Source organism: Pseudomonas corni, from assembly GCF_057128765.1.
Genome location: NZ_JBSKHW010000010.1, coordinates 17761 through 38405, shown reverse-complemented (window position 1 = coordinate 38405; position 20645 = coordinate 17761). Strand labels below are relative to the sequence as shown.

Genomic DNA, 20645 nt, shown 5'->3' with positions numbered 1-20645 from the left:
CTGGGCCATATGACGGCCAGCTGAAGCTGGCGCTGGTGGCATCTTAGCCAATCGCGCCAGCGCTGACAGCAGATGTTACGACTTCAATGCGTCGTAGCGGACTCAGCCACAGCCGGTTCGCGGGTCACAGCCTTGACCAGCTTGCCGATGCTCAAACCCTGCAACAGGATCGATGACAGCACCACGATGTAGGTGATGCTCAGCAACAGATCGCGTTCCGGGCCTAGCGGCAACGCCAGCGCCAATGCAACCGAAACCCCGCCACGCAGGCCGCCCCAGGTCAGGATGCGAATGGTGCCGCGCGGCACTTCACGCCAGCGGCGCATCAGCAAAATCGCAGGTGCCACGGTCAGTAGGCGCGACAGCAGGATCGCCACCGCCAACATCCCTGCCGCCAGCAAGTGCAGCCACGAGAACGGCAGCAGCAACAGCTCCATGCCGATCAATGCAAACAGCAGCGCGTTGAGCATGTCATCAAGCAACTCCCAGAAGCCATCCAGATAGCGGCGGGTCATGTCATTCATCGCTAGATTGCGGCCCAGATTACCGATGATCAGACCGGCGACCACCATCGCAATCGGCGCCGAAACATGCAGCTCGGTGGACATTGCCGAGCCGCCGATCACCAGAGCGAGGGTCAACATCACTTCGATCTGATGCTGCTCGATGCTCTTGATCATCAGGTACACCGCATAACCGATCAGCCCGCCGAACAGGGCGCCGCCGATGGCTTCATGCACGAAGAGCATGGCGGTTTCGCCCACCGTCGGCGTCTCGCCCAGCTGCGCTATGCCCAGCAATACGGTGAAGACCACGACCGCTGTGCCATCGTTAAACAGTGATTCGCCGACGATGGTGGTTTTCAGGGGTTTTGACGCATTGGCCGTACGCAGCACGCCCAGCACAGCGATCGGGTCCGTGGGCGAAATCAATGCGCCGAACAGCAGACAGTAGAGGAAGCTCACGTGCCAGCCGAACATCGCGAAAATCCAATAGGCCAGGGCGCCGATCACTGTGGTGGCGATCAGCACGCCAAAGGTTGCGAGCAAGCCGATGGGCCAGCGGTAGTTTTTCAGATCCGACAGGTTGACGTGCAAGGCGCCTGCAAACAGCAAAAACGACAGCATCCAGTTCATCAGCAGATCGCCGAAATCGATCTGGCCGATCAGGCTTTGCACGCGCTCTTCCATGCCGGGAAAACCCAGCAGACTCAACGATTGGAGAATCAGCGAGAACAGCAGTGCAGTGACCATCACGCCGATGGTAGGCGGCAGACCGATGAAACGAAAGTTCACATACGTGAGCAGCGAAGTAAGGCAGATAAAACCAGCGGCGAGTTCAAGCATTCGGAGTCCTGTGATTGCAATTCAAATCCTGCACGGACGACCTGGCAGTCGAGCGGCGTGCAGGGGTTTGATGTGCTGGCGACAGATGCAGGCACATCTTTCGCAGGCCCAGTGCCAGCTTCGCGAGCAAGCTCGGCTCCAACAGGGAGCGCGTTCGGCTATCCTCGACGGCCTCGCATCGCCGTCATCGAGTATTCATCACTCGCAGGACGGTACAACCGCCCGAACAAACCTGCCGGGCTCATAAGGAGATCATGTGCTGGCGACAATCCTGGTCCTGATTGCAGCGGTGCTGCACGCCACTTGGAACACGTTGATCAAGTTCAGCGGCGAGCGCCTGCTGGTCATTGCGAGTATGGATATTGTCGCGTTCATTCTTGCCGTCATAGCCGTAGGTTTCGTTTCCCCGCCTGCGGCCGAGGTCTGGCCCTGGCTGATCGCCTCAGCACTGTTTGAACTGTTGTATCGCGCGCTGCTGATCCGCGCTTATCGAGTGGGGGATTTAGGCTTGGTCTATCCACTGATGCGGGGGTTGTCGCCATTGGTGGTGCTGGCGCTGACCCTGTTCTTTGCCGGAGAGCAGCTCAGTACCCAACAGATTTTTGGCATTCTGCTGATCCCCTGCGGGATGATTTGCTTGCTGTGGCAGGGCGGCGGCGGAGATCGACTGCCGTGGTCGATGCTGCCGGTGGTGGGACTGATAGGCTTGTGTATCGGCTGTTACACCTGGATCGACGGCCAGGCGCTAAAGCTTGGCGTCGCGCCGCTGAACTATCTCGTATGGCTAACGCTGGTCAGCGCCTGGCCCTTCCCGCTACTGGCAATGGTCGGCAAACGCCCGGCGTTCATGTTGTTCTGGCGCGAGCAATGGAAGCTGGGGTTGAGTGTCGGTTTCTGCGTTTTGTTCAGCTACGCGCTGGTGCTGTGGGCGATGCAACTGGGCTCGGTTGCCGAAGCCGCTGCATTACGCGAAGTCAGCGTGGTGCTGGTGGTGCTGTTCGGTATGCGTTATCTGAAAGAACCTTTCGGTCGGCCCCGGCTCTTAGCCTGTGGACTGGTATTACTCGGGATGCTTCTGATGAAGCTCAAATTCTAAGAAAAGGATGTAGTTATGACCGTTGCTTTCTGGTGCGTGTTGATCGTAATTCTGCTGCCGCTGGTATGTACTTCCATCGCGAAGTTCAGCAGCGGCAAATTCAGTTCACGACAGAATCACGATCCGCGGGACTTTCTCGACCGCCTCGAAGGTCTTCCACGCCGCGCCCACAATGCGCAGCTCAACAGTTTCGAAGCCATTCCCGGTTTTGCTGCTGCCGTGATCATCGCTCACATTGCCGGTGTCGCGCAGTTGGTGACCATTGATGTGCTGGCTGTTTTGTTCGTAACCACGCGCCTGCTCTACATCATTTTTTATCTGGCCGATTGGGCTGCGCTGCGTTCGCTGGCATGGCTTGCGGGCCTGGCGTTGGTGGTGTCGCTGTTTGTCGTGTCGGCTTGATTCCCGCGTATGACTTTCAAGTATTTGGGATGTGTGGCGCTCGCCTGTCTGGCGCTGAGCGCGTGCGGCGGGGTCGATCCGAACTCGCCGCTGGGGCAGCGCAAGGCCATCTTCAAGGAGATGCTTAAGACCAGCGAGGAAATGCGCGGGATGCTGCGCGGTCGTGTGCCGTTCGAGGGTCAGCGTTTTGCCGACAACTCGGTCAAGCTCGACGGTCTGTCCCACGAGCCATGGAAACATTTCCCCGCAGTGCGAGAGGCCGATCACACCAGCGCCAAGGATGACGTCTGGCAAAAACAGGCGCGTTTTCAGGAATTGGCGCGGTCGCTTGAGTCAGCAACCGGCGAGTTGGTGATCGCGAGCCAGGTCCGACCGTTCCGCAAAAGCGTGCTGGACCCTGCGTTGGCGAAGGTCGAAGGCGCGTGTGATGCGTGTCACAAGGAGTTTCGGGATCATTGAGTTGGTCCCCACTGTAGGAGCGCGCTTGCCCGCGATGGCGGTGTGTCATACGACATTTTTATCTGGTATGACTCAATCGCGGGCAAGCGCGCTCCTACAGTTGGTCAGTTATTCATCATCCTGATCCGGCTGCACCTTCTCCAGCTCAGTCTGGGCGTCTTGTAGCTCTTTGCGCGACTCGGCCAGTTTGTCTTTTCGCTTGTCGATCTTCTCTGGATCGCCCTTGCTCATGGCTTTGTTCAGATCGGCCTGACGGCGACTGACTTCACGCTTGGCCTCGAATACTTTTTGTTCCTGCTCCTTAAGCAAGGTCGCGTCATTGCAATTGGCAGTCACTTCGCTGAGGGCTTTTTCCAGCCCGGCCTGCTGATTGCTGTTGCTTGCGGCTTTTGCGTGTTCAATCTGCGTGCTGATGTCTTGCCGTTTGGCTGCACATCCGCTCAGGGCGGGGGCCGGCTCGGCGGCGAATGCGGGGGCGGCGAATAATCCCAGGGCAGCGAACACCACCAGCGGTGACAAGCGTTTCATATAAAGCTCCTTGAAAACGGAAATACCGGACGCTCAGCACAATCGTCCGGCGTAAATAAAGTGACTAAAACCCATCAATACCTTGGCTGCGCAGTTGTGTGCCAAGTATCTGTACCTGCGGGTCCTGAAAAAAAGCGAGCAACTGTTTTGCACAGCCTGGGCCTATGCCCGGTTCTGCCTGCCACTGTTCGGCAGTGCGTGATGCCAGTTCGTCCCATCGGTGACCCAGTTGGGCGCTTCCGGTAGGCGGTAAACCGATAGCTTTCAGCCATACCTGAAACGGCTGTTCGCGCGCACTTTGAAAAACATGCAACAGTTTAGCGCTGCTGCGCTCACCAAGGCCCGGAATGTTACCAAGCTGTGCGCTGTCGAGCGTCATCCAATCGAGTAGGCCTTCTACTCTTCCGGCCCGAATCAGCTTGTCCCACGTTCCCGGCCCTACGCCGGCAAGGTTCAAACCCTTTTTGCCGCTCAGCCAGATCAATCGCGCACGAAACTGATCCATGCAAGCGGGTGCGATTTGCAGGCAGCTCAAGGCGTGGTAATCAGCGGTTTGTGGTGCATTCAGCTCTGCGCGTTCAACGCTGCGCGAAACCACGCCGTCCAGCCGTGGAATGGTCAACCCGGCCAGGCTGACGGCCACTTGATCGCCGGGACGAATGTCCAGTTCCTGCCAGCGCTGCAACGAACCGACACTGAGGCGGCTGATCTTGCGGTCGTCGAGCTGGACAGGCTTGAGGTCTAGCACAGGCGTAATCCGACCGCTGCGGCCGACATTGAAGTTAACCGCTCGCACCTCGGCCAATACTTGGGCAAAAGGGTATTTCCACGCGGCGATCCAATACGGAGCCTTTGCCTGCCAGCGCTCGACAGGTGGGCGCTCGCCCTGGCGCATCACCACACCGTCGGTGGCAAACGGCATGGGTGAGCGATACCAATGCTCGCGCCATTTTTGTGCCTGAGCAAAACTCTCAATCGGTTCGCTCAGGTCCATGCTGTCGTCAAAGCCCAATGCCCGTAGACCCGCCAGCCGCTCCCTCATGGTGACCGGGCCATCCGGCCAGTCCCAGACAAACAGCCCGATAGTCGCGCCTTCCTGCTCGCTGATCGACGTGCGCGCCAGCAATCCTGCCACCTTGCTGCGGGCATTCAGGCTGCCAGCATCAGCCTGGACGTGGCCGCTCAGTTTCCAATACAGCTCGCCTTGCAGGATCAGAGTTTTTTGCCACGGCAGATACTTTGGAATCGCTTCAATGACTTGAGCCTTGTCACTCCAGTCCTGACCTTTGACGCCGTCGCCCCGGCTGATGACCTGAGCCAGCGCGCCATCCTCGTAAACCAGCGTGACCGCTACACCGTCTACCTTCGGCTGAATCCACAGATCGGTGCGACCGTTGAGCCAGGCTTGAACGGCGATTTCATCGGGCAGTTTGTTCAAACCGGTATGGGGAATGGGGTGTCGTTGCGGTCCACCCGCGGTGATCAACGGACTGTCAGCGGAGGCCTGCGGAGTTTTGAAACAGCTTTTCAGATGCGCCAAACGCTCCACGGATTGGTCGTAAAGCTCATCGGCCACCAGCGAAACCCCTTCGCGGTGATAGCTGTCGTTCCAGCGGCTGATCTGGGTGTGTAGCGAGGAGATTTCCGATCGGGCTTTGACCGGCGGCCAGTCGGGGCAGGGGGTTGCGTAGGAGGGAAGAGAGAGCAGCGCGAAAACGGCGCAAATAAGCAGGCGAAGGGAGAGCAGCATCGAAGCATCCTTGCTTGAGGGGGGCTCAAGAGGCTAGCTGATGCAGGGTTGGAATCGAATTCGGTGTGGTTACCGGGTTTTGCGATGCACGCCGGTATTTCTGTAGGAGCCCACTTGTTGGCGAAGCGGCTGACGCGGTGTATCCGTCATGACGCTTCGCCAACAAGTTCGCTCCTACAGGGAACCGAGCTGTGTATTACAAACCGGCGGCAGCGCGAAGACCTTCGGCGCGGTCGGTTTTTTCCCAGGTGAACGTGGTGAAGGTGTCGTCGCCCACGGTCTTGGTTTCCGGCGTGCGGCCGAAGTGGCCGTAAGCTGCGGTTTCCTGATACATCGGGTGCAGCAGGTCGAGCATGGTGGTGATTGCATAAGGGCGCAGATCGAAGTGCTCACGCACCAGTTGCACGATCTTGTCGTCGCTGATCTTGCCAGTGCCGAAGGTGTTCAACGAGATCGAAGTCGGTTGCGCAACGCCGATGGCGTAGGACACCTGAATCTCGCAGCGCTCGGCCAGGCCTGCAGCGACGATGTTCTTGGCCACATAGCGACCGGCGTAGGCCGCAGAGCGGTCAACCTTCGACGGATCTTTACCGGAGAACGCGCCGCCGCCGTGACGGGCCATGCCGCCGTAGCTGTCAACGATGATCTTGCGTCCGGTCAGGCCGCAGTCGCCCACCGGGCCACCGATGATGAAGTTGCCGGTGGGGTTGATGTGGAACTGGGTGTCTTTGTGTAGCAAGTGTGCAGGCAGCACATGCTTGACGACCAGCTCCATCACGCCTTCGCGCAGGTCGGCGTAGGACACGTCAGGGTTGTGCTGAGTCGACAGAACCACTGCGTCGATGCCGACCACGATGCCGTTTTCATAGCGGCAGGTGACCTGGGATTTCGCATCCGGGCGCAGCCAAGGCAATTGGCCGGATTTGCGGGCTTCGGCCTGGCGCTTGACCAACTGGTGCGAGAACGCGATTGGCGCAGGCATCAGCTCAGGGGTTTCGTTGCTGGCGTAGCCGAACATCAGGCCTTGGTCGCCGGCGCCTTGATCCTCAGGCTTGCTGCGGTCAACGCCTTGAGCGATGTCCACCGACTGCTTGCCGATGATGTTCATCACGCTACAGGTCGCGCCGTCGAAGCCGACATTGGAGCTGTTGTAGCCGATGTCGAGAATCACGTTACGGACGATGTCTTCCAGATCGACCCAGGCCGAAGTGGTGACTTCACCGGCGATAATCGCAACACCGGTCTTGACCAGTGTTTCACACGCCACGCGGGCAAATTTGTCTTCGGCAATAATGGCGTCCAGAACTGCATCGGAGATCTGGTCGGCGATTTTGTCCGGGTGCCCTTCGGACACGGACTCGGAGGTGAAAAGGGAGTATTCGCTCATCTCGACGGGTTTCCTGATTGATACCGATGTTGAGTGTCGCCAGCCGGTCGCTGAAAGTGGCGGACCTGTATCTGGAAACCATTACGTAAGCCTACGTACAGACTTTCCCCGGGGACCAGCCCCGCAGCGATGGCCCAACGGGCCAGATCTTCCTGTTCAAAACCCAACCAGAGATCGCCGCAGGCCTCCTTGGCCCAGCTCTGGTCGTGGCTGCACAACTCCGTCACCAGCAGGCTACCGCCCGGCTGCAACAGGTTGGCCAATTGTTTCAATGCTTCAGCCGGCGCGGCGAAATGGTGAAGCACCATGTTCAAGACCACGCAGTTGGCTTGCAGCTGGACGTCGCCCAGAACGTCGGCCAGTCGCAAGTCAACGTTACCCAACGCTTTGCGCTGGCACAGTTGTCTGGCCAGATCTAGCATTTCCGGGCTGTTGTCGAGGGCCGTGACATGGCGAAAGCGTTGCGCCAGATCAGGCAAGAAACCACCGTCACCCGGGCCGACTTCCAGCGCTGTCGCCTCCGCGTCAAAGCTCAGCTTGTCCAGCAAGGACAACAGGCTGTCGCGGTATTGCGCAATGCCCGCGATCAAATCCTGCTGGGCGCGAAATTTCTCGGCGGTGCGGGCGAAAAAATCCTGACTGGCCGCCGCGCGTTGGCGATGTACCAATCCGATTCTTGCCTGGACGTCCTCGGGCAAGGTGAGTCCATCTGCCTCTTCGAGCAAAGCGGTGTGCAGCTTGCCGCCAGTTTGTTCGATATGGGGCAGGGCGCGGCGATAGAAAATCGCATTGCCTTCACGACGCGTGGCCACCAGATCAGCCTGCGCCAGCACCTTCAAGTGATGGCTCATGCCCGACTGGCCGATGGCGAAAATCTGCGCCAGCTCCAGCACACCGAATGAATCGTTGGACAAGGCCCGCAACACATTCAGCCGCAGCGGGTCGCCCCCGGCCTTGCACAAGGCAGCCAGGTCGTCGCAAGGATCATGGTTAATGACGGGCACACGAAGATTCATAAGGCAGGCAGTCTAGTTATCGGTCTGCCAAGCCGCAAGACCAATATCAAAATGTTTTGATATTGGTCGATGGGTGGCAATCACATGGTGTCGTGATTCCGACCTCAGGGTGCGTTAGGGTAGTCAGCTGAGATAAATACCCCCCGGCAACTCATGAAAATCGAGATGCCGCGTTATCTGTCATTGCCCCCAAGCTATGCCTGAGGGAAAATGGTCGCCTTTTTCAGATCCCATATTCTTTCTGCCCCAGGAGATCAGCGATGCCCAGCCGTCGTGAGCGTGCCAATGCCATTCGTGCCCTCAGCATGGATGCCGTGCAAAAGGCCAACAGCGGCCACCCAGGTGCCCCGATGGGCATGGCGGATATCGCTGAAGTCCTCTGGCGTGACTACCTGAAACACAACCCGACCAACCCGCTATTCGCCGATCGTGACCGCTTCATCATGTCCAACGGCCATGGCTCGATGCTGGTGTACTCGCTCCTGCACCTGACCGGTTACGACCTGTCCATCGACGACCTGAAAAACTTCCGCCAACTGCACAGCCGCACCCCGGGCCACCCGGAATACGGTTACACCCCGGGCGTTGAAACCACCACCGGCCCACTGGGTCAGGGTTTTGCAAACGCCGTTGGTTTCGCGGTGGCCGAGAAGACTCTCGCCGCTCAATTCAACCGTCCCGGCCACAACATCGTCGACCACCACACCTACGTGTTCATGGGTGATGGTTGCATGATGGAAGGCATCTCCCACGAAGTTGCGTCCCTGGCCGGTACGCTGCAACTGGGCAAACTGATCGCTTTCTACGATGACAACGGCATCTCCATTGATGGCGAAGTCGAAGGCTGGTTTACCGACGACACGCCAAAGCGTTTCGAAGCCTACGGCTGGCAAGTCATTCGCAACGTTGACGGCCATGATTCTGAAGAAATCAAAACCGCCATCGACACCGCGCGTAAGAGCGATCAGCCAACCCTGATCTGCTGCAAAACCACCATCGGTTTTGGTTCGCCAAACAAGCAAGGCAAGGAAGAGTGCCACGGCGCTCCACTGGGCAACGACGAAATCGCCCTGACCCGCGCTGCGCTGAAATGGACCCACGGCCCGTTCGAAATCCCGGCTGACATCTACGCCGAGTGGAACGCCAAGGAAAAAGGCCTCGCGACCGAAGCTGAATGGGATCAACGCTTCGCGGCTTATTCCGCAGCGCACCCTGAATTGGCCAACGAGCTGATCCGTCGCATGAGCGGCGAGCTGCCAGCTGACTTTGCGGAAAAATCCGCTGCCTACGTCGCTGAAGTCAACGCCAAGGGCGAAACCATCGCCAGTCGTAAAGCCAGTCAGAACGCCTTGAGCGCTTTCGGCCCGCTGCTGCCTGAGTTCCTCGGCGGTTCTGCTGACCTGGCCGGTTCCAACCTGACGATCTGGAAAGGCTGCAAGAGCATTACCGGCGAAGACGCCAGCGGCAACTACTTGCATTACGGCGTCCGCGAGTTCGGCATGGGCGCCATCATGAACGGTATCGTGCTGCACGGCGGCTTCGTGCCTTACGGCGCAACGTTCCTGATCTTCATGGAATACGCTCGTAACGCGGTGCGTATGTCGTCGCTGATGAAGAAGCGCGTCATTTATGTATTCACCCACGACTCCATCGGTCTGGGCGAAGACGGCCCGACGCACCAGCCAATCGAGCAACTGACCAGCTTGCGCACCACGCCGAACCTGGACACCTGGCGTCCAGCAGACGCCGTGGAATCGGCAGCGGCCTGGAAATACGCCATCGAGCGTAACGACGGTCCTTCGGCAATGATCTTCTCCCGTCAGAACCTGACCCATCAGGCTCGCGATGCAGAACAGCTGGAAAACATCACCCGTGGCGGTTATGTGCTGCGCTATTGCGTGGGCGAGCCTGAGCTGATCCTGATCGCTACCGGTTCGGAAGTGGGTCTGGCTGTTCTGGCCTACGACCAACTGACGGCTTCGGGTCGCAATGTGCGTGTAGTCTCCATGCCGTGCACCAGCGTATTCGAAGCGCAGGACGCCTCTTACAAGCAGTCGGTTCTGCCGTTGCAGGTCAGCGCGCGTATCGCCCTCGAAGCAGCCCACGCTGACTACTGGTACAAATACGTGGGCCTGGAAGGCCGCGTGATCGGCATGACCACCTTCGGCGAGTCGGCGCCAGCGCCTGCGCTGTTCGAAGAGTTCGGCTTCACACTGGAGAACGTCATTTCCACGGCTGAAGAGCTGCTGGAAGACTGATCCACGATGCGTCCTCTTGTAGGAGCGCGCTTGCCCGCGAACGGTCTATCAGCGACATTTTTGTTGACTGACAGAATGCATTCGCGGGCAAGCGCGCTCCTACAGGTTTAACGATTGCCTGCGAGTACCCCATGCCCCCATCCCGTCCTTATCGAGTCGCACTCAACGGTTACGGCCGTATCGGCCGCTGCGTCTTGCGCGCGCTGTGCGAGCGTGGAGCCAAGGCCGGTTTTGAAGTGGTGGCGATCAACGATCTGGCCGACATGGCCAGCCTCGAATACCTCACGCGCTTTGACTCTACACACGGCCGGTTTCCCGGCGAAGTGCGGGTCGAAGGCGATTTCCTGCATATCAATGACCACGTCATCAAAGTGTTTCGCAGCGCGACGCCCGAAGGCATCGACTGGGACACGCTGGACATTGACCTGGTGCTTGAATGTTCAGGCGTCTACAACACCCGCGCCGATGGCGAGCGCTTTCTCGCTGCCCGCGCGCCGCGTGTATTGTTCTCCCAGCCCATGGCCAGCGAAGCTGATGTCGATGCCACCATCGTTCATGGCATCAATCAGCACACGCTGACCGGGCACGAACTGCTGGTGTCGGCGGCCTCCTGCACGACCAACTGCAGCGTACCGTTGCTGCAATTGCTCGATCAGGCGCTGGGTCTGGATTACATCATGATCACCACCATTCACTCGGCGATGAACGATCAGCCGGTGATTGATGCTTATCACCATGAAGACCTGCGCCGGACTCGTTCGGCTTTTCAGTCGATCATTCCGGTGTCCACTGGTCTGGCGCGCGGGATCGAGCGGCTGTTGCCGGAACTTGCGGGCCGAATTCAGGCCAAAGCTGTTCGAGTGCCGACGGTCAACGTCTCGTGCCTGGACATCACGCTGCAAACTGCGCGTGATACCAATGCCGTGGAGATCAACCGGATTCTGCGCGAGGCCGCCACCAGCGGCCCGCTGAAGGGGTTGTTGGCTTATACCGAATTGCCGCACGCCAGTTGTGATTTCAACCATGACCCTCATTCGGCCATTGTCGATGCCAGTCAGACCCGTGTTTCCGGCCCTCGACTGGTGAACCTGCTGGCCTGGTTCGACAATGAATGGGGGTTTGCTAACCGAATGCTGGACGTCGCCGAGCACTACCTGCGCGTCTCGCAACAACAACAGTAAAAACAGGGAAAGCCTCATGACCGTGTTGAAGATGACCGACCTCGATCTGCAAGGTAAGCGTGTACTGATCCGTGAAGACCTCAACGTTCCGGTCAAGGACGGTGTCGTCACCAGCGATGCACGCATTCTTGCATCGCTGCCGACCATCAAGCTGGCGCTGGAAAAGGGCGCGGCTGTCATGGTCTGCTCCCACCTGGGTCGTCCGACCGAAGGTGAATTCTCCGCCGAAAACAGCCTCAAGCCAGTCGCCGAGTACCTGAGCAAAGCCTTGGGTCGTGAAGTGCCGTTGGTGGCCGATTATCTGGACGGCTTCGATATCAAGGCCGGCGACATCGTGCTTTTCGAGAACGTGCGCTTCAACAAGGGCGAGAAAAAGAACACTGACGAGCTGGCGCACAAATACGCCGCTTTGTGTGATGTGTTCGTGATGGATGCGTTCGGCACTGCTCACCGCGCCGAAGGCTCGACCCACGGCGTTGCCAAGTTCGCCAAAGTCGCCGCCGCCGGTCCCCTGCTGGCCAACGAACTGGATGCACTGGGCAAAGCACTGGGCTCACCTGCCAAACCAATGGCGGCGATTGTTGCCGGTTCCAAGGTTTCCACCAAACTCGATGTGCTCAACAGCCTGAGCACGATCTGCGATCAACTGATCGTTGGTGGCGGCATCGCCAATACGTTCCTCGCCGCCGCCGGTCATAAAGTCGGCAAATCGCTGTACGAGCCGGATCTGCTGGACACCGCCCGTTCCATTGCCGCCAAGGTCAGCGTGCCGTTGCCGGTTGATGTGGTTGTGGCGAAAGCTTTCGCTGAAGACGCTGAAGCGACCGTCAAACTGATTGCCGACGTGTCTGACGACGACATGATTCTCGACATCGGGCCACAGACCGCCAAGCAGTTCGCCGAACTGTTGAAATCTTCCAAGACTATTCTTTGGAATGGCCCGGTTGGCGTGTTTGAGTTCGATCAGTTCGGTGAAGGCACCAAAACTCTCGCCAAGGCCATTGCCGACAGCTCGGCGTTCTCGATTGCAGGCGGCGGCGACACGCTGGCGGCGATTGATAAATATGGCATTGCCGATCAAATCTCCTACATTTCTACCGGTGGCGGCGCGTTCCTCGAGTTCGTCGAGGGCAAGGTGCTGCCAGCCGTGGAAATCCTGGAACAACGCGCCAAAGCCTGAATATCAGGCTTTGGAGAAGGGGAGTCACATGGTCAAGCCATTACCACTGTTGCTGATAGCAGGTCTGCTGGGCGGTTGTGCCAGCAAGCCTGAAGCCGAGGAGGCGCAGCCGGCTGGAAGCGAGTTGCTTCATGTCAGCTGCTATCAGGCAGGCTGGCAGGCTGAAACCGTGCCGGTCGTTTATAAGCGCGGTGGTCCCGAGTTCTGGGAAAAATATGACTTCATGCCGGCCGTTGGGCCTGTAGCCTGCCGATAGGCGCGGTAATTGCGTGTGATCAGTGACATATCAATGACCCAGGAGTGGTAATGAAAGGCTTGATTGCCCTTGCGATACTTGCAGTGCTGGGCGGTTGCGCCAGCATGACGGCCTCCAAACCGGCCGAGCCATGGACCCATTGGGTGTGTGACAGCAAGGCTGAAATCTACTGGCGTTACGTAGACCTGGCTAAAAAAGAGGTCGATGTGCGTTTGAATCAAAGCGAGCAGGTGTTTCGGCTCAAAGCCGAACCTGGCGCATCCGGCGCGCTGTACAGTAACGGCGTGCTGGCGTTCGACAACAAAGGTAGCGATGGCCTGGTTTACTGGGACGCGACCAACGATTTAATCGGTCGAGGCTGCAAAGCGCAGTAATCGCCTTGCACCCTGATCGACGCGGTACCGGGCTTGTGCGTCATAGGCCCCTATAATTTGAACAGCAGCCGCCAACACGGCAGGCATGCACGATTAACGACCCTACCGGGAGAGAAAAAGACAATGGCACTTATCAGCATGCGCCAGCTGTTGGACCACGCAGCCGAATTCGGCTATGGCGTCCCTGCATTCAACGTGAACAACCTGGAACAGATGCGCGCCATTATGGAAGCGGCTGACAAGACCGATTCCCCGGTGATCGTTCAGGCTTCGGCCGGTGCGCGCAAATATGCCGGTGCGCCTTTCCTGCGCCACCTGATCCTCGCGGCAATCGAAGAATTCCCACACATCCCGGTGGTTATGCACCAGGACCACGGCACCAGCCCTGACATCTGCCAGCGTTCTATCCAGCTGGGCTTCAGCTCGGTGATGATGGACGGCTCCCTGCGTGAAGATGGCAAAAGCCCGGCCGACTACGACTACAACGTCGACGTCACTCAACGCGTTGTGGCCATGGCTCACGCCTGTGGCGTTTCGGTTGAAGGTGAGCTGGGTGTGCTCGGTTCTTTGGAAACCGGTATGGCCGGTGAAGAAGACGGCGTCGGCGCAGAAGGCATGCTCGACCACAGCCAGATGCTGACCGATCCAGAAGAAGCCGCTGACTTCGTCAAGCGCACCAACGTCGATGCCCTGGCTATCGCCATCGGCACCAGCCACGGCGCTTACAAGTTCACCAAGCCGCCAACCGGCGACATCCTGGCCATCGAGCGCATCAAAGAAATCCACAAGCGCATTCCGAACACTCACTTGGTGATGCACGGCTCGTCATCCGTGCCGCAGGAATGGCTGAAAATCATCAACGAGTACGGCGGCGACATCAAAGAAACCTACGGTGTGCCAGTCGAAGAAATCGTGGAAGGCATCAAGCACGGCGTGCGTAAGGTCAACATCGACACCGACCTGCGTCTGGCCTCTACTGGCGCGATTCGCGAATTCATGGCGAAGAACCCGAGCGAGTTCGACCCACGTAAATACCTGGCGAAAACCGTTACCGCCATGCGTGACGTCTGCATCGCCCGTTACGAAGCTTTCGGCACCGCTGGCAATGCGTCCAAGATCAAAGTGATCTCTCTGGAAGGCATGTTCGAGCGTTACGCCAAAGGCGAGCTGAACGCGAAGGTCAATTGATCTGAGCGTTTGCTGACAGAAGAAGCCCGCAGCGATGCGGGCTTTTTTGTGGCTGAGAGAAACGTTTGTAGAAGCGCACTTGCCCGCGATATGGGGTGCCATGGAAGAAAGTCGTGGCTGACTCACCCCGATTCGCGGGCAAGCGCGCTCCTACAGGTTCAGCGTTGTGGCGGCAGGCCTATCACGCGTCCGATGTAGGCGGGAGTGGGTTGGTCAATTTGCATCTCCATTACATCAGCCAGCTTGCCAAGCGATTGTTCACTGAACAGCGCGGATTTCGGCCCATCGGCCAAATCCACATGCAGCAGCATCTGCTCGCTTGCCGCCAGGGCTTCATCCACTCCCACCCGGTGCAGGCTGTGATAGAGGTGCACACGCTTTTTATCATGGGCAACAACCTGGGTACGGACCTCAACCTGCTCGTCCAGCTTCACTTCGTGCAGGTAATTGATATGCGCTTCCAGGGTAAACAGCGAATGCCCGCTGGCATCGCGGTCATTGCTGTCCAGGCCGATCAGGTCCATGAATGCGTCGGTGGCGTAGCTGAAAATCAGCAGATAAAACGCGTCGCGCAGATGGCCGTTGTAGTCGACCCAGTCTTTGAGCACTGGGGTTTTGTAGGTGGTCAGGGTTGGCATCTGTTGATCCTTTGGCATGAGTGAAAGCTTCCAACAGGTACGACGCAATCCTGTGGGAGCGGACTCGTCCGCGAAGAGGCCAGTTCAGGCGACGAAGATCAATCGCTAAACGCCATCCCATGTTTCTCCTTGGTCTTCTTGACCGCTTCCAGCACCGCCAGCAGGCAATCATCGCGGTAACGTTCCAGTGCGGCGATGCTGTGGGTGCCGAGTTGATCAGTGGTGCCATCGACCACGTCGTCGATCAGCTTGTCAGTCAGCTCCGGCGCAGGTAGGTAAGTCCACGGCAGTTTCAGCGCCGGACCAAATTGCGCCATGAAATGCCGCATCCCCGCATCACCACCCGCCAGGGTGTAGGTCATGAACGTGCCCATGAACGACCAGCGCAGACCGGCACCGAAGCGTATCGCGTCGTCGATCTCGCCAGTGGTGGCCACGCCGTCGTTGACCAGATGCAGTGCCTCGCGCCACAACGCTTCAAGCAAACGGTCGGCAATAAACCCCGGGACTTCCTTGCGCACATGCAAGGGCCGCATACCCAGCGACTCATACACCTGCATCGCAGCTTGAACCGCCTCCGGCGCCGTATTTTTGCCGCCTACTACTTCTACCAGCGGCAGCAAGTACACCGGGTTGAATGGGTGACCGACGACGCAGCGCTCCGGATGGGTAGCGCTTTCATAGAATTCCGAGGGAAGCAGGCCTGATGTGCTGGAACCGATCAAAGCATTGGGCTTGGCGGCGGCGCTGATCTTGCTGTGCAGATCGAGTTTCAAATCCAGACGTTCAGGGGCGCTTTCCTGAATGAAGTCCGCATCGCGGACGCACTCCTCAATCGTCGCGACGAAGCGCAGGCGATCTTGCGAAGCGCCAGCTGCCAACCCTTTTTGGGTGAGCGCAGGCCAGGCATTGGCGACGCGTTTGCGCAGTGCCGCTTCGGCGCCGGGCGCCGGGTCCCAGGCCACGACATCAAGGCCGTGAGCCAACGCCCGCGCGACCCAACCGCTGCCGATGACGCCGCTGCCCAATGCAGCGAAGGTTTTAATGTGGGTGATGAAGGTCATGGTGGATTCCTGATGCAATGAGATCACCTGTAGGAGCGCGCTTGCCCGCGATGGCGGTGTGTCAGTCGACAATTACACATCTGGACTGACGCAATCGCGGGCAAGCGCGCTCCTACAAAGCGGGACGTTGTGGATTAAAAACGCTTCTTCAGGCCCATTTTCACGCGGCCTTCGGCTGGGGTCATGACTCGTGCGCCCAGGCGGCTGAGGATTTCGCTGGCGCGTTCGACCAGTGCGCCGTTGCTGGCCAGCACGCCTTTATCGAGCCAGATATTGTCTTCCAGCCCCACCCGCACGTTTCCGCCCAACAACACCGCTTGCGCCGCCATCGGCATCTGCATACGACCAATGCCGAATCCGGCCCAGACCACATCGGCTGGCAGATTGTCGACCATCGCCTTCATGCTGGTGGTGTCGGCCGGTGCGCCCCACGGGATGCCCAGACACAGTTGAAACAGCGGGTCGTCCAGCAGGCCCTCTTTCATCATCTGCTTGGCGAACCACAAATGGCCGGTGTCGAAGATTTCGAGCTCGGCCTTTACGCCCAGCTCCTGAATACGCTTGGCGCCAGCACGCAATTGCGCCGGGGTGGATACGTAAATAGTGTCGCCGTCACCGAAGTTGAGGGTGCCGCAATCCAGGGTGCAGATCTCCGGCAGCAGCGCTTCAACGTGAGCCAGACGCGCCAGGGGCCCAACCAGATCTGTGTTCGGACCGAAATCGGTAGGGCGCTCACCTGGTCCGATTTCCAGGTCACCGCCCATGCCTGCGGTCAGGTTGACGATGATGTCGATGTCGGCCTCACGAATGCGATCCATGACTTCGCGATACAGCTCAACATCGCGGCTGAACTTGCCTGTTTCGGGATCGCGGACGTGGCAATGCACCACCGTCGCCCCTGCCTTTGCGGCTTCAACCGCAGCGGCGGCAATCTGCTTGGGCGTGATCGGGACCAAGTGGCTTCGCCCCGTCGTGTCGCCAGCACCGGTCAGTGCGCAGGTGATGATGACGTCGTGATTCATGTTTGGATTCCTTGCAGGCCAGGGTGCGTTCGGTCATGCAGGCTTTTTGCTGCCCGCTTTTGTGATGCAAAGCTACGCAGCTCCCGGCCCGTCAAAACGCACAGCGGCGACAAGCTCTTGCACAGCAGCGACCTGTCCTCTTGCCGAGGTTCTGGAGTGGGTGTATCTGGTGGTCAGTCTTTGAACTCGGTCCTACCTGGCCAACGCTGCTCTTTAGGAATTTCTCCACGATGTCCCAGGATTTCTATTTTCTGCTCATGCCTGGCTTTTCGATGATGGGCTTTGTCTCGGCGGTGGAGCCGTTGCGGGTCGCCAATCGCTTTGGTGGCGAGTTGTACCGCTGGCACATCCTGAGCCTCGACGGCGGAGCTGTGATTGCCAGTAATGGCATGTCGGTCAACGCCGATGCGGCGTTGGAGCCGCTGAAGAAGGGGGCAACGTTGTGGGTCATGGGCAGCGTCGATCCGCTCAAGTTTTGCACGCCGGCGCTGGAGCACTGGCTGCGTCGTCTTGACCACGAAGGCGTGACGCTTGGGGCCATCGACACGGGCGCTTTCGTGCTGGCCGAAGCCGGTTTGCTGGACGGTTATCGTCTGACCTTGCACTGGGAAGCGCTGGACGCTTTGAAAGAGTCTTATCCCAAACTACAGGCCACGCAGGAGCTGTTCGAAATCGACCGCCGTCGTATTACGTCGGCGGGGGGTACGGCGTCCATTGACATGATGCTCGACCTGATCGGACAGGCCCACGGGCCGGATCTGTCGATCAAGGTGTCCGAGCAGTTCGTGCTGGGGCGAATCCGCCCGCGCAAAGACCACCAGCGTATGCAGATCGCCACGCGTTACGGCATCAACAACAAGAAACTGGTGCAAGTAATTGGCGTCATGGAGCAACACACCGAGCCCCCACTGAGCACCCTGACGTTGGCCGAAGGTATTCAGGTGACGCGTCGCCAGCTAGAGCGCCTGTTTCGACTGCACCTGAACGACACCCCGAGCAATTTCTACCTGAGTCTGCGCCTGGACAAGGCTCGGCAGCTCCTGCGCCAGAGCGACATGAGCGTGCTGGAGGTCAGCATCGCGTGCGGCTTCGAGTCGCCGTCTTATTTCACTCGTAGCTATCGGGCGCGGTTTACGCGGTGTCCACGGGAAGATCGCCGAAGATCTGCGCGGGAACAGGATGCGGTTTGATTCTGGATTATTGTGAAATATTGCTCGAACTATAAATTATAGTTCCGACAATAATTCAGTATAAAAGCTGCATAACGCGTCTACGCCGCAGCACGAATCCGTGTAGGCGTTGACGAGCGGCGCGATGCTACGATCTGGGTTTTCCTGACAGGTCGAATTGCCTGGTACAAGGCTAGCGGCCTCGCCGTGCTCATCAGCTCCTACAAAGTCGCGTTCACTTCCCGACTTTCACCAGCGCCGAACACGCCGCTTTGTAAGCCTCATGCTGATACTTGTTCAGCGCCGCAGGCAGTTCGAAGTTGTGCTTTTTGAACTGCGCATTGATGGTCTGTGGCGACAGCAGCGTTACCCCACAACCTTCGAGCAGCTGAAAGATCGTCTCGATCTTGAACGTCGTCGGGCCGCCAGCGAATTCGCCTTTCTTGCTGCGCTTCTTGATCGCGATCTGTGTGATGTCGTTGTCGCGCACGAACTTGCCGATCAATGCGCTGAAGGCTTTTACGTTGGCCGACTCATCGTCGTCTTCGAGGGCGATTTTCTTGGTGGTCAGCGGCAGGTGTTCGAGTGCGCCGGTCGCGCGGGAGGCGACAGCGAAAATGGCTTCGCTGCCTTTGATTTCTACGCCACAGATTTTCATGGGGATGCCTTGAGCTCGTGAAGGGCGTCAGGGTATCTCATTTGACGATCAGTCCGACTGAGCGATGGTCTCCAGATACTCGGAGCGCTCGTCACTGGTGCGCGCCAGGCAGTCGTTCTGGCTGATGTTGTAATCCTTGGTGCCGGGTTTGTCGGGGAAGACCTCGACGGCGCAATCGGCATCACGCAGTTTTTTCCAGGCTTCCTGAGCAACTTTGAGCTTGCCGGTGAATTCATCAGCCTGAGCTTTGTTTGCCCCGAACTGGGTTTGCACCCGCTCCATCAGGTTCTGGAAGTTCTCGTCGAGCAATTTGACGGCTGTGTCGCGGCTGTACACCGAACACTCCAGGGTCTGTTTGTCTTCATCGACGCCATCGCACGGCGTCGAGTCGGGGTCCTGCGCGGCGTGAGCGCCTGTGGCGAATAGAGCCAGAGCCAGCAAAATCGTTTTCATTGCGTCGTCCCGATTCAGTGATGCGTCGGATTCTCGCCCAAGCGCGGGCCAAAGAACAGTTATCAAACGCAGGCAGCAGACGCGGGCCGTCGCCCTTTGTCGTTTCTTGACGCTTTCGGCAAACCCCCTGTCGTTTTTGCACCCGGCTCCCACGACCCTCAGGCATATGCTGGCCCCAAAGCGCCGGCAGACGATTCGGCGCGTGATTAGCCTAAAGGGGACAGCCTGATGAGCCCAGCCGAATTGCACGCCGACAGCATCGTTATTGACGGGCTGATCATCGCCAAGTGGAACCGTGAGCTGTTCGAAGACATGCGTAAAGGTGGCCTGACCATGGCCAACTGCACGGTGTCGGTGTGGGAAGGTTTTCAGCAGACCGTCAACAGCATCGCATCCAGCCAGAAATTGATCCGCGAAAACAGCGACCTGGTGATTCAGGTGCGCAACACCGCCGACATCCGCAAGGCCAAGGAGCTGGGCAAGACCGGCATCCTCTTCGGCTTCCAGAATGCCCACGCCTACGAAGACCAGATCGGCTACGTCGAGATCTTCAAGCAGTTGGGCGTTGGCATTGTGCAGATGTGCTACAACACCCAGAACCTCGTTGGCACCGGTTGCTATGAGCGTGATGGTGGGTTGTCGGGATTCGGTCGCGAGATCGTTGCCGAAATGAACCGCGTTGGCGTCATGTGCGACCTGTCCCATGTCGGCTCCAAAACCAGCGAAGAAGTCATCCTCGAATCCAAGAAGCCAGTGACCTATTCCCACTGCCTGCCTTCGGGTCTCAAAGAACACCCGCGCAACAAATCCGACGCAGAGCTCAAGTTCATCGCTGACCACGGCGGTTTCGTCGGCGTGACCATGTTCGCGCCGTTCTTGGCCAAAGGCATTGATTCGACCATCGACGACTACGCCGAAGCCATCGAATACGTGATGAACCTGGTCGGCGAAGACGCCATCGGCATCGGCACTGACTTCACCCAGGGCCACGGCCAGGACTTCTTCGAATACCTGACCCACGACAAGGGCTACGCCCGCCGCCTGACCAGCTTCGGCAAGATCATCAACCCGCTGGGCATCCGTACTGTCGGCGAATTCCCGAACCTGACGGAAACCCTGCTCAAGCGCGGCCATTCCGAGCGCGTCGTGCGCAAGATCATGGGCGAGAACTGGGTACGCATCTTGGGCGACGTCTGGGGCGAATAACGCTTCGATCTCTG

The 20645-nt window shown here is 58.6% G+C and carries 21 protein-coding genes; 11 read left to right on the top strand and 10 right to left on the bottom strand.

Annotated elements, in window-relative coordinates:
• Positions 1-83: 83 nt before the first annotated feature.
• The gene (locus ACWKV9_RS16255; RefSeq protein ID WP_483837154.1) at positions 84-1346 is read right to left on the bottom strand and encodes a cation:proton antiporter; all 1263 of its coding nucleotides are present in this window, start codon (positions 1344-1346) and stop codon (positions 84-86) included.
• 256 nt (positions 1347-1602) lie between these two features.
• On the opposite strand from ACWKV9_RS16255, the gene ACWKV9_RS16250 reads away from it, so the two are divergent.
• The 3 genes from ACWKV9_RS16250 to ACWKV9_RS16240 are packed head-to-tail and all read left to right on the top strand — an operon-like array spanning position 1603 to position 3303.
• Positions 1603-2442 (top strand): EamA family transporter, encoded by an 840-nt coding sequence (locus ACWKV9_RS16250; RefSeq protein ID WP_483837153.1) that lies wholly within the window; start codon positions 1603-1605, stop codon positions 2440-2442.
• 15 nt (positions 2443-2457) lie between these two features.
• On the top strand, positions 2458-2844 hold the full coding sequence (locus ACWKV9_RS16245) for an MAPEG family protein (RefSeq protein ID WP_483837152.1): 387 nt from the start codon (positions 2458-2460) through the stop codon (positions 2842-2844).
• A 9-nt stretch (positions 2845-2853) separates the two neighbouring features.
• Entirely contained in the window at positions 2854-3303 is a 450-nt protein-coding gene (locus ACWKV9_RS16240; RefSeq protein WP_483837151.1) for a c-type cytochrome, read from the top strand.
• Between the two features lie 108 nt (positions 3304-3411).
• Here the strand turns inward: ACWKV9_RS16240 and ACWKV9_RS16235 are convergent, their stop codons facing one another.
• The 4 genes from ACWKV9_RS16235 to ACWKV9_RS16220 all read right to left on the bottom strand — a co-directional run bounded on the left by ACWKV9_RS16235 (position 3412) and on the right by ACWKV9_RS16220 (position 7984).
• Positions 3412-3831: a DUF1090 domain-containing protein gene (locus ACWKV9_RS16235; protein ID WP_483837150.1), complete on the bottom strand. Its 420-nt coding sequence runs from the start codon at positions 3829-3831 to the stop codon at positions 3412-3414.
• A gap of 64 nt (positions 3832-3895) precedes the next feature.
• The gene (ligB, locus tag ACWKV9_RS16230) at positions 3896-5581 is read right to left on the bottom strand and encodes an NAD-dependent DNA ligase LigB (RefSeq protein ID WP_483837149.1); all 1686 of its coding nucleotides are present in this window, start codon (positions 5579-5581) and stop codon (positions 3896-3898) included.
• 196 nt (positions 5582-5777) lie between these two features.
• The gene (gene metK, locus ACWKV9_RS16225) at positions 5778-6968 is read right to left on the bottom strand and encodes a methionine adenosyltransferase (RefSeq protein WP_483837148.1); all 1191 of its coding nucleotides are present in this window, start codon (positions 6966-6968) and stop codon (positions 5778-5780) included.
• Positions 6965-7984, bottom strand: a complete 1020-nt coding sequence (locus tag ACWKV9_RS16220; protein ID WP_483837147.1) for an ArsR/SmtB family transcription factor — start codon at positions 7982-7984, stop codon at positions 6965-6967. Before ACWKV9_RS16220 ends, metK begins: the two co-directional genes overlap by 4 nt.
• Before the next feature lie 260 nt (positions 7985-8244).
• Here ACWKV9_RS16220 and tkt point away from each other — a divergent pair, with 260 nt between their 5' ends.
• The 6 genes from tkt (at position 8245) to fba (ending at position 14421) form a co-directional block, all read left to right on the top strand.
• Positions 8245-10242, top strand: a complete 1998-nt coding sequence (gene tkt, locus ACWKV9_RS16215) for a transketolase (protein ID WP_483837146.1) — start codon at positions 8245-8247, stop codon at positions 10240-10242.
• A 131-nt stretch (positions 10243-10373) separates the two neighbouring features.
• Positions 10374-11423, top strand: coding sequence for an erythrose-4-phosphate dehydrogenase (gene epd / locus ACWKV9_RS16210; protein ID WP_483837145.1), 1050 nt, complete (start codon positions 10374-10376; stop codon positions 11421-11423).
• A gap of 16 nt (positions 11424-11439) precedes the next feature.
• Entirely contained in the window at positions 11440-12603 is a 1164-nt protein-coding gene (locus ACWKV9_RS16205) for a phosphoglycerate kinase (protein ID WP_483837144.1), read from the top strand.
• A 28-nt stretch (positions 12604-12631) separates the two neighbouring features.
• A complete protein-coding gene (locus tag ACWKV9_RS16200) occupies positions 12632-12859 on the top strand; it encodes a hypothetical protein (protein WP_483837143.1) in 228 nt (75 codons plus the stop codon).
• Between the two features lie 50 nt (positions 12860-12909).
• Positions 12910-13233: an MliC family protein gene (locus tag ACWKV9_RS16195; protein WP_483837142.1), complete on the top strand. Its 324-nt coding sequence runs from the start codon at positions 12910-12912 to the stop codon at positions 13231-13233.
• 123 nt (positions 13234-13356) lie between these two features.
• Positions 13357-14421, top strand: a complete 1065-nt coding sequence (fba, locus tag ACWKV9_RS16190; protein ID WP_483837141.1) for a class II fructose-bisphosphate aldolase — start codon at positions 13357-13359, stop codon at positions 14419-14421.
• Between the two features lie 158 nt (positions 14422-14579).
• On the opposite strand, the gene ACWKV9_RS16185 is transcribed toward fba, so the two are convergent.
• The 3 genes from ACWKV9_RS16185 to cdhC form a co-directional block, all read right to left on the bottom strand.
• A complete protein-coding gene (locus ACWKV9_RS16185) occupies positions 14580-15059 on the bottom strand; it encodes a thioesterase family protein (RefSeq protein WP_483837140.1) in 480 nt (159 codons plus the stop codon).
• Positions 15060-15157: 98 nt separating this feature from the next.
• Positions 15158-16123 carry an L-carnitine dehydrogenase gene (locus tag ACWKV9_RS16180; protein ID WP_483837139.1) on the bottom strand — a complete coding sequence of 322 codons (966 nt, stop codon included), beginning with the start codon at positions 16121-16123 and terminating at the stop codon, positions 15158-15160.
• A 134-nt stretch (positions 16124-16257) separates the two neighbouring features.
• Positions 16258-17145 (bottom strand): 3-dehydrocarnitine:acetyl-CoA trimethylamine transferase CdhC, encoded by an 888-nt coding sequence (gene cdhC / locus ACWKV9_RS16175; protein WP_483837138.1) that lies wholly within the window; start codon positions 17143-17145, stop codon positions 16258-16260.
• A gap of 230 nt (positions 17146-17375) precedes the next feature.
• Between cdhC and ACWKV9_RS16170 the strand changes: the two genes are divergently transcribed.
• Positions 17376-18335: a GlxA family transcriptional regulator gene (locus ACWKV9_RS16170; RefSeq protein ID WP_483837137.1), complete on the top strand. Its 960-nt coding sequence runs from the start codon at positions 17376-17378 to the stop codon at positions 18333-18335.
• A gap of 214 nt (positions 18336-18549) precedes the next feature.
• On the opposite strand, the gene ACWKV9_RS16165 is transcribed toward ACWKV9_RS16170, so the two are convergent.
• Positions 18550-18972, bottom strand: a complete 423-nt coding sequence (locus ACWKV9_RS16165) for a DUF3010 family protein (protein WP_483837136.1) — start codon at positions 18970-18972, stop codon at positions 18550-18552.
• A gap of 48 nt (positions 18973-19020) precedes the next feature.
• Complete coding sequence (locus ACWKV9_RS16160) at positions 19021-19425, bottom strand: lysozyme inhibitor LprI family protein (RefSeq protein ID WP_483837135.1); 405 nt, start codon at positions 19423-19425, stop codon at positions 19021-19023.
• Between the two features lie 228 nt (positions 19426-19653).
• Here ACWKV9_RS16160 and ACWKV9_RS16155 point away from each other — a divergent pair, with 228 nt between their 5' ends.
• Positions 19654-20631: a dipeptidase gene (locus ACWKV9_RS16155; protein ID WP_483837134.1), complete on the top strand. Its 978-nt coding sequence runs from the start codon at positions 19654-19656 to the stop codon at positions 20629-20631.
• Positions 20632-20645 lie beyond the last annotated feature (14 nt).

Coding starts and splice junctions, on each gene's coding strand:
- ACWKV9_RS16255 (WP_483837154.1), bottom strand. CDS start 1,346: ATGCTTGAACTCGCCGCTGGTTTTATCTGCCTTACTTCGCTGCTCACG.
- ACWKV9_RS16245 (WP_483837152.1), top strand. CDS start 2,458: ATGACCGTTGCTTTCTGGTGCGTGTTGATCGTAATTCTGCTGCCGCTG.
- ACWKV9_RS16240 (WP_483837151.1), top strand. CDS start 2,854: ATGACTTTCAAGTATTTGGGATGTGTGGCGCTCGCCTGTCTGGCGCTG.
- ACWKV9_RS16235 (WP_483837150.1), bottom strand. CDS start 3,831: ATGAAACGCTTGTCACCGCTGGTGGTGTTCGCTGCCCTGGGATTATTC.
- ligB (WP_483837149.1), bottom strand. CDS start 5,581: ATGCTGCTCTCCCTTCGCCTGCTTATTTGCGCCGTTTTCGCGCTGCTC.
- metK (WP_483837148.1), bottom strand. CDS start 6,968: ATGAGCGAATACTCCCTTTTCACCTCCGAGTCCGTGTCCGAAGGGCAC.
- ACWKV9_RS16220 (WP_483837147.1), bottom strand. CDS start 7,984: ATGAATCTTCGTGTGCCCGTCATTAACCATGATCCTTGCGACGACCTG.
- tkt (WP_483837146.1), top strand. CDS start 8,245: ATGCCCAGCCGTCGTGAGCGTGCCAATGCCATTCGTGCCCTCAGCATG.
- epd (WP_483837145.1), top strand. CDS start 10,374: ATGCCCCCATCCCGTCCTTATCGAGTCGCACTCAACGGTTACGGCCGT.
- ACWKV9_RS16205 (WP_483837144.1), top strand. CDS start 11,440: ATGACCGTGTTGAAGATGACCGACCTCGATCTGCAAGGTAAGCGTGTA.
- ACWKV9_RS16200 (WP_483837143.1), top strand. CDS start 12,632: ATGGTCAAGCCATTACCACTGTTGCTGATAGCAGGTCTGCTGGGCGGT.
- ACWKV9_RS16195 (WP_483837142.1), top strand. CDS start 12,910: ATGAAAGGCTTGATTGCCCTTGCGATACTTGCAGTGCTGGGCGGTTGC.
- fba (WP_483837141.1), top strand. CDS start 13,357: ATGGCACTTATCAGCATGCGCCAGCTGTTGGACCACGCAGCCGAATTC.
- ACWKV9_RS16185 (WP_483837140.1), bottom strand. CDS start 15,059: ATGCCAACCCTGACCACCTACAAAACCCCAGTGCTCAAAGACTGGGTC.
- ACWKV9_RS16180 (WP_483837139.1), bottom strand. CDS start 16,123: ATGACCTTCATCACCCACATTAAAACCTTCGCTGCATTGGGCAGCGGC.
- cdhC (WP_483837138.1), bottom strand. CDS start 17,145: ATGAATCACGACGTCATCATCACCTGCGCACTGACCGGTGCTGGCGAC.
- ACWKV9_RS16170 (WP_483837137.1), top strand. CDS start 17,376: ATGTCCCAGGATTTCTATTTTCTGCTCATGCCTGGCTTTTCGATGATG.
- ACWKV9_RS16165 (WP_483837136.1), bottom strand. CDS start 18,972: ATGAAAATCTGTGGCGTAGAAATCAAAGGCAGCGAAGCCATTTTCGCT.
- ACWKV9_RS16160 (WP_483837135.1), bottom strand. CDS start 19,425: ATGAAAACGATTTTGCTGGCTCTGGCTCTATTCGCCACAGGCGCTCAC.
- ACWKV9_RS16155 (WP_483837134.1), top strand. CDS start 19,654: ATGAGCCCAGCCGAATTGCACGCCGACAGCATCGTTATTGACGGGCTG.